The organism is Nocardia sp. KT25-26 (assembly GCF_056627695.1).
Genome location: NZ_CM152813.1, coordinates 4,463,991 through 4,475,689, shown reverse-complemented (window position 1 = coordinate 4,475,689; position 11,699 = coordinate 4,463,991). Strand labels below are relative to the sequence as shown.

Below are 11,699 nucleotides of genomic sequence, written 5' to 3'. Positions count from 1 at the left end.
CCGCGACGGACCCCTGGAAGGGCCTGCGCGGTGTGATGGCAGGCACCCTGGTCCTGGAAGCGATCGTGGTCCTGCTGGCCCTGCCGGTCGTCGCCGACGTCGGTGGCGGGGTCACCTGGTTTTCCGGCACCTATCTGGTGGCCCTGTCGGTCCTGATGATCGTCGGCGCCGGCCTGCAACGCCGCCCCTGGGCGATCCCGATGAACCTCGGCCTGCAGGTCCTGGTGCTGCTCGGCACTTTCATCCACCTCTCCATCGGCATCATCGGCCTGATCTTCGCCGCCGTCTGGGCCTTCATCCTGATGCTGCGCGCCGACGTCCAGCGCCGCATGGATCGTGGGCTGCTCCCCAGTCAGCGAATGCCACCACCGGACTCGAAGTAGTCACCTCGCGGGCCCCTCGGGGCCGCGAACACGCGGCGGCGGAGCCGACGTAAATCGACACCGCTAAGGTTGCTGCGTGACTGAGCAGACTTTGGTACTCATCAAGCCGGACGGCGTCTCGCGTGGACTGGTCGGCGAGGTGCTCGCCCGGATCGAGCGCAAAGGCCTCACCATCAAGGCCCTGGAGCTGAAGAACGTGTCGGCGGAGGTCGCCGGCCAGCACTATGCCGAACATGCCGAGAAGCCGTTCTACGGTTCGCTGATCGAGTTCATCACCTCCGGTCCGGTGGTGGCGGCGGTGCTGGAGGGCCCGCGGGCGATTGCGGCGTTCCGGCAGATCGCCGGTGGCACCGACCCGGTGGAGAAGGCCGTACCGGGCAGCATCCGTGGTGACTTCGGCCTGGAGACCCAGTACAACCTGGTGCACGGATCCGACTCGCCCGACTCCGCCAAGCGCGAGATCGCGCTCTGGTTCCCCGAGTTCCCCATCTGAACGGCAGGACCGGACGCCTGACCGTGGCCGTCCTCGCTCGTCGCGCCCGGTGACGGGTGCGACGAGCTCGAGCGCCCGGTAGGCGCTACAACCGCCGCGGAACCGACCCGCGCACCCGGTGAGGGCGAAGCCTGCCCGCGGGGTGTGGGATACTGGACTCGGTTGCGCATCGATACCGAAGCGTCGCGCAGGTACGCGACAGCGGTGTCGTACGCAACCGGATGACACCGCGGTGGGATGGGCGATCATCGCTGCCGCGGGTGATCCCGGACCGGGATCACCCGCATCGGCACGCTGGATGAGCGCCACCGACGCGGCGTCAAGCCGTACAGCAAGGCGCCGTGTGCCCCGCTGGACCGCCAGATGATCGACCGGTGGCCGCGGGGCGTGCGGGGCGAGACCAGATGACCCTCGCGTCCGACGGGCGTGAGGTACCGACGTTGCCCCCGCGCCGGCCGCGTCTCTCCGTACCGGGAGGGACGCGCCCGGGGGCCCTAGGAGACTTCGTGGCCGATCAAGAGCCGCAGGACACAACACAACAGGATGCCGATCAATTGCCGGAGCGAATCCGAGTTCATGCGCTGGCCAAGCGGTTGGGGGTCACCAGTAAGCGCATCATGGCCAAACTGGCCGAGCTGGGCACCGAAGCGCGGAGCGTGCAATCGAATGTCGATCGGTCCGTCGCGGAATCCGTCCGCGATGCGCTGAACGCTGCCGCCGCCGAGGAAGCTGCCGCGGCCGAGCCCGCCGCAGCCCCGAGCCCCGAGCCCGAAGCCGCAGCCCCGAGCCCGGAGCCTGCAGCTGCCGCCCAGGCCGCAGCGCCGAGCCCGGAACCGGTAGCCGCCGGAGCGGAGCCCGCGGCCGAACCACCCGTCCCGGCCGCCGAGCCGGACACCGGTGCGGCCGCCGCGGGCCCGATGTTCTCCGCACCGGATGCGACCACCCAGCTGTTCACATATCCGCAGCACACCGAACCGGCCCCGGCCGAACCGGCGGCATTCGAGGCCGCTGCGGTGCAGGCGCCGCTGTTCCTGTCGCCGGATGCGGCCGCCGCCGAGGAGGCCCGCAAGCGGCGCCGCACCGAACAGCTCGACGCTGCCCCGGCGGCAGAGCCGGCGGAGCCGGACGACACGGCCGAGATCGAGCCGGACACCGAGGCCGAGGCCGGAGCCGGCGAAGCGGCCGGGGAAGGCGAAGGCCAGCCCCGGCGCCGGCGGCGCGGTCGGCGTGGCCGGGGCCGCGGTCGCGGTGAGCAGGCGGCCGACGGAGCCGAGGACACCGAGACCACCACCGGACGCGGCGAACAAGCTGAGCAGCAGCCCGCCGACGAGGACGGGTCGTCCGCTGCCGAGAGTGCGGCAACCGAATCCGAGGAGGAGGCCGGCTCGGCCGCCGAGTCGGAGGTACCCGAGGGCGCCAGCCGGCGGCGCCGGCGGCGGCGTCGGCGCAAGGTGGGTGGCGAATCCGGGGAGTCCGATTCGGCTCCTGACGATCCGCCCAACACGGTGGTGCACGAGCGCGAACCGCGCAACAAGAACCGCAACCGGTCCGGCAGCGACGAGGTGCAGGGCATCTCCGGTTCCACCCGGCTGGAGGCGAAGCGGCAGCGCCGCCGGGACGGACGGGAAGCCGGGCGCCGGCGCCCGCCGATCCTGACCGAATCGGAATTCCTGGCCCGGCGCGAGTCGGTGGACCGGGTCATGGTGGTACGGGAGAAGGCCGGCGATGCCGCGCATCCCGCCACGATCACCCAGGTGGGCGTGCTCGAGGACGACATCCTGGTCGAGCATTTCGTCACCAGCACCGGGCAGGCGTCGATGGTGGGCAACGTCTACCTCGGCAAGGTGCAGAACGTCCTGCCCAGCATGGAGGCGGCGTTCATCGATATCGGCCGTGGGCGCAACGGCGTGCTCTACGCCGGCGAGGTGAACTGGGAGGCCGCCGGGCTCGGCGGCAAGGAACGTAAGATCGAGCAGGCGCTCAAGCCCGGTGACCAGGTGCTGGTCCAGGTCTCGAAGGACCCGGTCGGGCACAAGGGCGCCCGGCTGACCACCCAGATCAGCCTGGCCGGCCGGTTCCTGGTGTACGTACCGGGCGGCACGTCGACCGGAATCAGCCGCAAGCTGCCCGACACCGAGCGCAAGCGGCTCAAGGAGATCCTGCGCGAGATCGTCCCGGCCGATGCCGGAGTGATCATCCGCACCGCCTCCGAGGGGGTCAGCGAGAGCGAGCTGGCCCGGGACGTCGAGCGGCTGCAGGCCACCTGGCAGACCATCGAGAAGGCGGCGCAGCAGGACGGTGGCGCTCCGAAGGTCCTGTACGAGGAGCCCGATCTCCTGGTCAAGGTGATCCGTGACCTGTTCAACGAGGACTTCTCCAAGCTGGTGATCGAGGGCGATCGGGCCTGGAACACGGTGGAGAAGTACATCGGCACCGTCGCTCCGGACCTGCTGGCCCGGGTGTCGCGGCACGAAAACAACGGCACCGACGTCTTCGAGACCTACCGCATCGACGAGCAGCTGGCCAAGGCCCTGGACCGCAAGGTGTGGCTGCCCTCGGGTGGCACCCTGGTGATCGATCGCACCGAGGCGATGACCGTCATCGACGTGAACACCGGGAAGTTCACCGGATCCGGCGGCAGCAACCTGGAGGAAACGGTCACCCGGAACAATCTGGAGGCAGCCGAGGAAATCGTGCGGCAGATGCGGCTGCGCGATATCGGCGGCATGATCGTCGTCGACTTCATCGACATGGTGCTCGAATCCAACCGGGATCTGGTGCTGCGTCGCCTCACCGAGGCGCTCGGCCGGGACCGGACCCGTCACCAGGTCTCCGAGGTCACCTCGCTGGGGCTGGTGCAGATGACCCGCAAGAAGCTGGGGACCGGCCTGGTCGAGGCGTTCTCCACCACCTGCGAACACTGCCACGGTCGCGGCATCCTGGTGCATTCCTATCCGGTGGAAGGTGGTTCGGGCGCCGATGAGCCCTCGGGCCGCAAGGAAGGCCGGCGCCGCCGGGGCCGGGACAAGGACAAGGACAAGGAAAAAGACAAGGAAAAGGACAAGCCGGCCGCCACGCCGCAGCCCGAGGAGCACTTCGAGGAGGACGCGGCCGCCAAGCGGGCCCACCCGGTGGCGCTGGCGATGGCCTCGCACAGTGCCGACGAGGAGGCACCCGATGCGGCCCCGGCCGAGACCGGTGCCGCGGCAGCTGCTCCGGCGGAGACGACGGCCGGTGCCGGGGCGGAACCGTCCGCTGCGCCCGAGACCGCGCCGTCGGACGCGGCTACGGTGACTGCCGACACCCCGGCGGACGGCGAACCGGAGCGGGGATCGCGGCCGCGTCGCCGCGCCCGCCGCCGGGCGACGTCGGCCGCGGTCTCGGCCGAACCGGTGGGCAGCACTGCCGAGCCTGCCGAGGCACCGGCCGTGGCCGCTGCGGAGCCGGCCACCGACGAGCCCGCTGCCACCCCCGAGCCGGCGGTCGCGGTGGTACCGGAGCCGGAGCCCGAGCCTCCCGCGCCGACGGTCCGGCGTCGCCGGCGGGCCGCTCGTTCGGCCGCTGCGCCGGCCGAACCGGTGGTGGCCGCCGGCAACGGCACCAACGGGACGGCCCCGGAACCGGAGGCGGCTGCGGAACCGGCTGCCGAGGTCCCCGAAACGCCCGCCGCGGCGGAGTCCGCCGGGGGCCGTGGACGTCGGCGTGTGGCCCGTTCGGCGGCGGCGCCGGCAGCCGACAGCGCCGGGGCGGTGTTCGTGCTGGCGGCCGACGACGAGCCGGCGACACCGGTGGTGCCGGCCGACGACACGGCCCCGGTCGTACCGCAGCCGCGGCCGCGGCGGCGGGCCGTCGGACGCCCGGCGGGACCACCGCCGGGCGAGCAGAACTGAGCACGTCCCGGCCGGTCAGCCGCGTGGGTGACCGGCCGGGAGGCGGCGACGACCGGGCGAATTGGGTCCGGGCCTGCGGTTCTGGTAGCCTTGGTCGGTCGCTGCCTGGCGGGGCACGAATGCCCGGCCCCCGTGCAGCAACCAAGCTGACACCAAACCAGCGCAGATCAATCGCGTCGCAATGGTGGCGCGAACGAAGCATGACTAGACACAGCGAGTGGAGGAAGCCGACCGATGGCAACGTACGCGATCGTCAAGACCGGCGGAAAGCAGTACAAGGTCGCGGTCGGTGACCTGGTGAAGGTCGAGAAGATCGAGGGTGCGCCCGGCACGTCCGTGGCACTGACCCCGGTTCTCGTCGTCGACGGCGCCGAGCTGACTACCGATGCGGACAAGCTGGCCAAGGTCTCGGTGGCGGCCGAGGTCGTCGACCAGACCAAGGGTCCGAAGATCCGCATCCACAAGTTCAAGAACAAGACCGGCTACCACAAGCGCCAGGGTCACCGTCAGCCGCTGACGGTCCTCAAGGTCACCGGCATCAAGTAAGCATCCCGAGGAGATTCAGCAGCTATGGCACATAAGAAGGGTGCATCCAGCTCCCGGAACGGCCGGGATTCGAATGCCCAGCGGCTCGGCGTGAAGCGCTTCGGCGGCCAGACCGTCAAGGCCGGCGAGATCCTCGTGCGTCAGCGCGGTACCCACTTCCACCCCGGCGTGAACGTCGGCCGTGGCGGTGACGACACTCTGTTCGCGCTCGAGTCGGGTGCGGTGGCGTTCGGTACCAAGCGTGGTCGCAAGACCGTCAACATCGTGGTCCCGGAGCCGGTTCAGGCCTGACCGCCTGGGGCGCTGCAGACATACGACGCGAAGCGGGTCAGGGTTGCACCCTGACCCGCTTTTCGTGTCTCGGGCGCCGGCCGCCCGCTGTCCGTCGAATCGCCGGAACAGCCGAGAGAATAGGAGGAACGATCGATGTCCAAGTTCGTCGATCGCGTCGTGCTGCATGTCCGGGCGGGCAAAGGCGGTCACGGCTGTGCCTCGGTGCACCGGGAGAAGTTCAAGCCCCTCGGTGGGCCGGACGGCGGTAACGGCGGCAACGGTGGCGATGTGATCTTCGAGGTCGACGCCAACGTGCACACGCTGCTCGACTTCCATTTCCATCCACACGCCAAAGCGGGTAACGGCCGTCCCGGCGAGGGCGGCAACCGGGACGGTAAACGCGGTAGCGAGCTGGTGCTCAAGGTTCCCGACGGCACCGTCGTTCTCGATGAGGACGGTGACGTGCTCGTCGACCTGGTGGGCGTCGGCAATCGTTTCGTCGTCGCCAAGGGTGGCCGCGGCGGTCTCGGCAACGCCGCGCTGGTCTCCAAGGCCCGTAAGGCACCCGGCTTCGCGCTGCTCGGTGAGGAGGGGGAGGAACGCGACCTCGTCCTGGAGCTGAAGTCGGTGGCCGATGTCGGCCTGGTCGGGTTCCCGTCGGCCGGTAAATCGTCGCTGGTATCGGTGCTCTCGGCAGCCAAGCCGAAGATCGCCGACTACCCGTTCACCACCCTGGTGCCCAATCTCGGGGTGGTCTCCGCCGGGGAAACCACCTTCACGGTCGCCGATGTACCCGGGCTGATTCCGGGTGCCAGCGAGGGACGCGGCCTCGGGTTGGACTTCCTGCGGCATCTGGAGCGCTGCGCGGTGCTGGCGCATGTGGTGGATTGCGCCACCCTGGAGCCCGGCCGGGACCCCGTCTCCGATGTCGATGCGCTCGAAGCCGAACTGGCCGCCTATCAACCAGCGCTGGCGGCCGACTCCGGGCTGGGTGAACTCGCCGACCGGCCGCGCGTGGTGATCCTGAACAAGATCGACGTACCCGATGGCGCGGACCTCGCCGAAATGGTGCGTGCCGAATTCGCCGAGCGTGGCTGGCCGGTGTTCGAGATCTCGGCGGTGAGCCGGGCCGGATTGCGGCCCCTGACATTCGCACTCGCCGACCTGGTGCGTAGCTACCGCGAGGAACATCCGAAGGCGGCACCGAAGCGGCCGGTGATCCGGCCGATCGCGACCGACGATTCCGGGTTCAGCGTGATCGCGGATCCGGACGAGCCCGGCGGGTTCATCGTGCGCGGCAGCCGCCCGGAGCGGTGGGTGCGGCAGACCCAGTTCGACAACGACGAGGCCGTCGGCTACCTCGCTGACCGGCTGGCGCGGCTCGGGGTCGAGGAGGAGCTGATGCGGATGGGCGCCGAACCCGGCTGCCCGGTGACCATCGGCCCGGTGACCTTCGACTGGGAGCCCCAGGTCGCTGCGGGCGTCGACCGGCAGCCCACCGGTCGCGGCACCGACGTGCGGCTGGAACGCAACGAGCGGATCGGCGCCGCCGAGCGCAAGCATGCCTCGCGGGTGCGGCGTGGACTGGTGGACGGCGAGGAATAGTTTCGGTGGAGCCGGCGTGCGGTGTGCGCCCGGTCACGGCGGAACCCGCGGGGTAGCGGCCATACTTCGCAGACAGTGGGACTGCGCCGGGGATGCGGCGCATGCGCAGACAGCTAGGCGGTGGAGATGACTCGGGTGAGCTCGGCGGACGATGCGGGAAGGGCGCCGTTGGGTGTTCCCGGTGCACCGAGCCCGGCGCGGCGGCAGGTCGTTTCGGCGCGCAGTGTCGTCGTGAAGGTCGGTTCCTCGGCGCTGACCAGCCTGGAGGGCGGCATCGACACCGATCGGCTCGACCGACTCGCCGATGCAGTGGAGGCCCGGATGCGGGCCGGATCCGATGTGGTCGTGGTGTCCTCGGGGGCCGTGGGCGCCGGACTCGCACCGCTGGGATTGCGCCGGCGGCCGCGTGACCTGGCCACCAAACAGGCGGCGGCGAGTGTCGGCCAGCTGGCGCTCGCCCATGCCTGGGGGACTTCGTTCGCCCGGTACGGCCGTACCGTCGGGCAGGTGCTGCTGTCCGCAGACGATTTCGGCCGCCGTGAGCATCATCGCAACGCCCAGCGCACCCTGGACCGGCTGCGCTCCCTGGGCGCGGTCGCGGTGGTCAACGAGAACGACACCGTCGCCACCGAGGAGATCCGGTTCGGCGACAACGACCGGCTGGCCGCGCTGGTGGCGCACCTGGTCGGCGCCGATGCACTGGTGCTGCTCTCCGATGTGGAGGGACTCTACGATGGTGATCCGCGCAAGGGCGGTGCTTCCTTCATTCCGGAGGTGCGCAGCAGTGCCGACCTGGACGGGGTGATCGCCGGTACCGGGGGCGCGCTCGGTACCGGCGGGATGGCTTCGAAGCTCTCCGCTGCCCGGTTGTCCGCGGACGCCGGGATCCCGGTGCTGCTGGCCGCGGCCACCGATGCCGCGACCGCCCTGGGCTCCGGCACTGTCGGCACGGCCTTCGCGGCCCGCCCGGTGCGGCTGTCCGCACGCAAGTTCTGGGTCCGGCATGCCGCCGACACCCGCGGTGCCATCACGCTGGACGCCGGTGCGGTGACCGCGGTGGTTCAGCGCCGCCATTCCCTGCTGGCCGCCGGTATCACCGGTGTCCGGGGCCGTTTCGTCGGCGGTGACGTCGTCGACCTGATCGGCCCCGAAGACCGCGTCGTCGCCCGCGGCGTCGTCGAATACGACGCCGACGAACTCGCCGGCATGCTCGGCCGCTCCACCACCGAACTCCCGGATACCATGCAGCGTCCGGTGATCCACGCCGACGACCTGGTGAAGGTGTAGGCGCCGTTCAGATCTCGACGATCCGGACCGCAGCGCCGCACAGGACTCTCAGGTCGTCGGGGTCCGAGGTGAGGATCGTTGCGGGCCCGGGCGAATCGAGCGCGGTGGCAGCTACGATCGCATCCAGCGCGTACTTGTGACCATGTAGGTTTGCCTTGGCGAGCAGCTTGCTCGCGCAGCGGGCCACGGCCTCCGATGGGGGAACGATATTCACTCGGGACACCGCGTAGTCGAAGCGTGCCTGATTCGTTTTCGGGTCGCGTGCCTCGACCAAGGTCACCGAACTGGCCACCACCCGGAGGTCTTCGACTTCTGCGGCTGCGATCCACTCGCCGACGTGGCGGACCTGCCGGATGAGACCGGACAGCCCTTCACAATCCAGGACGAGGGTCCCGCTCATGCGGGATCGGTGGCGTCGGCCGCGCGGCTCAGAATTGCGGCTTTCGCTGCGACGGCCGCACGATCCATCGGACCGTGCACCGATTCGACATCCTCGATCAGCTCACGAAGGCGTTCGCGCTCGAGTTGTCGCTGGATCAATGCCTCGACATAGCTCGACATGCCGCGCTTGCCCGTGAGCTCCTTGAGCGCCGCGATGGTGCCTTCGTGGAGAGAAACCGAGACCGGGCGGATCGGTCCGTCGCCCGGAGCGAATGCGGTACCCATGAGGCAATATTATCATGTAAATTGTTAAACACCTGGTGTCAGTCACTGCTCGTAGTCGGGTGCGGCTACTCCGGGCTGGTCGAGGTCGGTCGGTGGCGTTCCGGTATCGGAGTCTGCGTCGGACGGAGTCGACGAATCCGGAACCGGGCCGGTGATGCCGGGCTGGCCGTTCGGATCGAGGAACCCGGGAGATCCCGGTGTGCCGGAGTTCGGTGCCGGCGCGGGCGGTGCATACTCCGGAGCCGGAGCCGGAGCCGGAGGTTCGGGCGGGGTGGTCGGTGCCGGGGTATGCGAGGCCGGCGGAGTTGGGTCGGCAGGTGGTGGCTCTGCTGCCTGCTCGTTGCCGGGTCCCGTCGATTCGTCCGACGGCGGCCGGTCTGCGCTCGGTGCTCGGGATTCGGGTGGTGGTGTGGTCCGGTTGCTGTCGTCGTCGGCGGGGCCGGACCGGTCGGATGCTGTCGGTGGCTCGTGATCCGGTGCGGGGGCGGTGGACTCCGGTGCCGGGGACGAGGTTTCGCTGGATTCCGGTCGTGGTGCAGATTCGCCGGTGCTCGGTGGTGCCGGGGGTGCGTCCGGCGGCCGGGTTCCGGATTCCGGATTCTGCCCGGCCGGCTGCTCGCCGGTCGGGCCGTCGCCGGGTGCCGGTGGCGTGGTGTCGCGCTCCGGCGCAGCACCGGATTCGGGAGTCGGCCGGTCATTTTCGGGGGTGGCACCCGGTGCTTCCGGCGCCATCGGCGCGGGTTCCGGGGGCGGCGGGGCAGGCATCGTCGCGGCGGGCGCGGCCGGAACAGCCGGACCGGCTGTCGGATCCGGGGGCTCCGGCAGCGCCGGAACTGCGGTCCCGGCCAGCGAATAGGCGGGCTTGTAGACCATGTTCATGGTCAGCAGCGCCTCCTGGCGTAGTGCTTCGGCGGCCTGCTGGGCGTCGATCACGTTCGCCGCTTCCAGCAGCCGGGCGATGGTGCCCACCGGGCCGGAATCACCGGGTGGCACCACTGCGAGTTTCACCGCCTCGGCCGCGGCGGCCACCGCACCCAGCCGGGCGCCCACTTCGCCAAGTACGGCGGCGAGTTCGTCGACCGAGGCGGCGAAGCTGCGGGTACCGGCCAACGCCGCCTCGGCTGCAGCACCTTCCCATTCCACGGTGTTCATCACCCGGTCCGCACTCGCCCGGGTCAGCGGCATGGAAGTGGTGAGTGTGGCGGCCGCAGCCAGCCAGGTGGCCGAGGCGCCCGCGACGGCACCGGCATCGATCTGCTGGGTTCCGGCGTAGATCTGTTCGTGTGTCATGGATTCGAAATGCTCCATGGCGCTGATGTAGGTGGGGTCGGGTTCGGACATCAGGGCATCCTCGACTCGACTGCGCGGAGGGCGGCCGCTCCGGCGGCGTCGGCTTCCTCGTAGAGACCCGCGCTGAGCAGGAAGGCCTCTTTCATCCGGTAGGCGGCTTCGATGTAGTGGCCGAGCAGATCGGCGGCGTCCCGGGCCTTGTGCGCGAACCCTGCCTGCAACTGCTGCGCCGAGACGAAACCGCCGAAACCGGTGACCTCGCCCGCCGATTCGAGCTGTTCGCGCAGCTCGATGAGCCGTTCCGCCTGGTGTTCGTAGATCTCGGCGCATCGGCGTGCCGCATCCGGATCGAATCGGACGGAATCCGTCCTGGCCGCCGCTGCGAACCGGGCGATATCGGCCCGACCGGTCTCGAGCGTCATCTCCGCAACCCCCTCCAGATCGTCGGTCCGTTCCCAGCCTAACCGGCAGCGGAACGGGGTGGCACCGGCCGGCGGCGGGAACATCTCAGTTGCCGATTCGCCGCTGCAGGTGCTGGGCGAGCTGGTCGCGGGATGCCGGAACCACGTGCACGACATCGGCGGCCTTGAGCAGATACCGGCCGTCACCGGCGACATCAATCCAGCTGTAGTGCATCGGCGCTGCGGGCCGGTGCCGGTCCAGCCCGGTTTCGATGCGGAGGTGGCCCTCGCCGGTGTGCGGCCGGTGCAGCAGCCGCCGGATCCGTGGCGCCGCTGGGTCGGAGGCGACCACCTGCTCATCGTCGCGGACTGCCGTGGCATCGGCCTCCCGGGCCGGTTCGCGGCCGGCCGGTGTGTTCGGCAGGCAGGCCGCGATGCGGGCACCGATCTTGGCGGTATGTCCGATCGACAGCTGGATCCGGCCGCCGAAGTCGGCACGATCGCCGGGTTCCTGGCGGACCAGGACGGCGCGGTCGTATACGGCGCAGGCCAGCAGCCGCAGTTCACTGCCCGGGGCGTGCGCGCCGCCGATCATGATGATCCGGGCCTGTGGGCGGGCGAGGATTCGCAGGCAGGCGGTGAGGTCGGGGTCGCCGTTGCGGGGCAGCCGATGGTCCAACTCGGCTTGCCGGGCGCGAGCCTCGTCCTCGGTGCGGGCGGCGGCCAGCAGGCGCAGTGGGAACGGCACCCGGTCCAGGTCGGTCTCCTGCCAGACGTGCGTGAATTCGTCCGGGGTGAATGTCCAACCCATAGAGCCGATCCCGTCCCATCCAGTCGAGCCGATCGAAGCCTAACCGGTTCGGCC

12 protein-coding genes are annotated in these 11,699 nt (G+C 70.2%); 7 read left to right on the top strand and 5 right to left on the bottom strand.

Annotated features, from left to right (window positions below):
- The first annotated feature begins 35 nt into the window (after nt 1-35).
- From AC1HFH_RS20270 to proB, 7 genes are all read left to right on the top strand, one after another.
- Nucleotides 36-383 (top strand): DUF4233 domain-containing protein, encoded by a 348-nt coding sequence (locus tag AC1HFH_RS20270; protein ID WP_480247916.1) that lies wholly within the window; start codon nt 36-38, stop codon nt 381-383.
- Nucleotides 384-459: 76 nt separating this feature from the next.
- Nucleotides 460-876, top strand: a complete 417-nt coding sequence (ndk, locus tag AC1HFH_RS20265) for a nucleoside-diphosphate kinase (protein ID WP_480244370.1) — start codon at nt 460-462, stop codon at nt 874-876.
- Nucleotides 877-1,382: 506 nt separating this feature from the next.
- Nucleotides 1,383-4,766: a translation initiation factor IF-2 N-terminal domain-containing protein gene (locus tag AC1HFH_RS20260; protein ID WP_480244369.1), complete on the top strand. Its 3,384-nt coding sequence runs from the start codon at nt 1,383-1,385 to the stop codon at nt 4,764-4,766.
- Nucleotides 4,767-5,000: 234 nt separating this feature from the next.
- On the top strand, nt 5,001-5,312 hold the full coding sequence (gene rplU / locus AC1HFH_RS20255; protein WP_480244368.1) for a 50S ribosomal protein L21: 312 nt from the start codon (nt 5,001-5,003) through the stop codon (nt 5,310-5,312).
- A 24-nt stretch (nt 5,313-5,336) separates the two neighbouring features.
- The gene (rpmA, locus tag AC1HFH_RS20250; RefSeq protein WP_480244367.1) at nt 5,337-5,603 is read left to right on the top strand and encodes a 50S ribosomal protein L27; all 267 of its coding nucleotides are present in this window, start codon (nt 5,337-5,339) and stop codon (nt 5,601-5,603) included.
- Nucleotides 5,604-5,738: 135 nt separating this feature from the next.
- Nucleotides 5,739-7,190, top strand: a complete 1,452-nt coding sequence (obgE, locus tag AC1HFH_RS20245) for a GTPase ObgE (protein ID WP_480244366.1) — start codon at nt 5,739-5,741, stop codon at nt 7,188-7,190.
- A gap of 126 nt (nt 7,191-7,316) precedes the next feature.
- Complete coding sequence (proB, locus tag AC1HFH_RS20240; RefSeq protein WP_480244365.1) at nt 7,317-8,477, top strand: glutamate 5-kinase; 1,161 nt, start codon at nt 7,317-7,319, stop codon at nt 8,475-8,477.
- 7 nt (nt 8,478-8,484) lie between these two features.
- Here the strand turns inward: proB and AC1HFH_RS20235 are convergent, their stop codons facing one another.
- The 5 genes from AC1HFH_RS20235 to AC1HFH_RS20215 all read right to left on the bottom strand — a co-directional run bounded on the left by AC1HFH_RS20235 (nt 8,485) and on the right by AC1HFH_RS20215 (nt 11,645).
- Nucleotides 8,485-8,877, bottom strand: a complete 393-nt coding sequence (locus tag AC1HFH_RS20235) for a type II toxin-antitoxin system VapC family toxin (RefSeq protein ID WP_480244364.1) — start codon at nt 8,875-8,877, stop codon at nt 8,485-8,487.
- Nucleotides 8,874-9,143: a hypothetical protein gene (locus tag AC1HFH_RS20230; RefSeq protein WP_480244363.1), complete on the bottom strand. Its 270-nt coding sequence runs from the start codon at nt 9,141-9,143 to the stop codon at nt 8,874-8,876. The genes AC1HFH_RS20235 and AC1HFH_RS20230 overlap by 4 nt, the downstream gene beginning before the upstream one ends.
- A 42-nt stretch (nt 9,144-9,185) precedes the next feature.
- The gene (locus AC1HFH_RS20225) at nt 9,186-10,484 is read right to left on the bottom strand and encodes a hypothetical protein (RefSeq protein WP_480244362.1); all 1,299 of its coding nucleotides are present in this window, start codon (nt 10,482-10,484) and stop codon (nt 9,186-9,188) included.
- On the bottom strand, nt 10,484-10,855 hold the full coding sequence (locus AC1HFH_RS20220) for a hypothetical protein (RefSeq protein WP_480244361.1): 372 nt from the start codon (nt 10,853-10,855) through the stop codon (nt 10,484-10,486). Before AC1HFH_RS20220 ends, AC1HFH_RS20225 begins: the two co-directional genes overlap by 1 nt.
- A gap of 85 nt (nt 10,856-10,940) precedes the next feature.
- Nucleotides 10,941-11,645, bottom strand: coding sequence for an ESX secretion-associated protein EspG (locus tag AC1HFH_RS20215; RefSeq protein ID WP_480244360.1), 705 nt, complete (start codon nt 11,643-11,645; stop codon nt 10,941-10,943).
- Between the last annotated feature and the right edge of the window lie 54 nt (nt 11,646-11,699).

Bases quoted from the DNA above. Each gene is read 5' to 3' on its own strand.
- AC1HFH_RS20270 (WP_480247916.1), top strand. From the start codon at position 36: ATGGCAGGCACCCTGGTCCTGGAAGCGATCGTGGTCCTGCTGGCCCTG.
- rplU (WP_480244368.1), top strand. From the start codon at position 5,001: ATGGCAACGTACGCGATCGTCAAGACCGGCGGAAAGCAGTACAAGGTC.
- rpmA (WP_480244367.1), top strand. From the start codon at position 5,337: ATGGCACATAAGAAGGGTGCATCCAGCTCCCGGAACGGCCGGGATTCG.
- obgE (WP_480244366.1), top strand. From the start codon at position 5,739: ATGTCCAAGTTCGTCGATCGCGTCGTGCTGCATGTCCGGGCGGGCAAA.
- proB (WP_480244365.1), top strand. From the start codon at position 7,317: ATGACTCGGGTGAGCTCGGCGGACGATGCGGGAAGGGCGCCGTTGGGT.
- AC1HFH_RS20235 (WP_480244364.1), bottom strand. From the start codon at position 8,877: ATGAGCGGGACCCTCGTCCTGGATTGTGAAGGGCTGTCCGGTCTCATC.
- AC1HFH_RS20230 (WP_480244363.1), bottom strand. From the start codon at position 9,143: ATGGGTACCGCATTCGCTCCGGGCGACGGACCGATCCGCCCGGTCTCG.
- AC1HFH_RS20225 (WP_480244362.1), bottom strand. From the start codon at position 10,484: ATGTCCGAACCCGACCCCACCTACATCAGCGCCATGGAGCATTTCGAA.
- AC1HFH_RS20220 (WP_480244361.1), bottom strand. From the start codon at position 10,855: ATGACGCTCGAGACCGGTCGGGCCGATATCGCCCGGTTCGCAGCGGCG.
- AC1HFH_RS20215 (WP_480244360.1), bottom strand. From the start codon at position 11,645: ATGGGTTGGACATTCACCCCGGACGAATTCACGCACGTCTGGCAGGAG.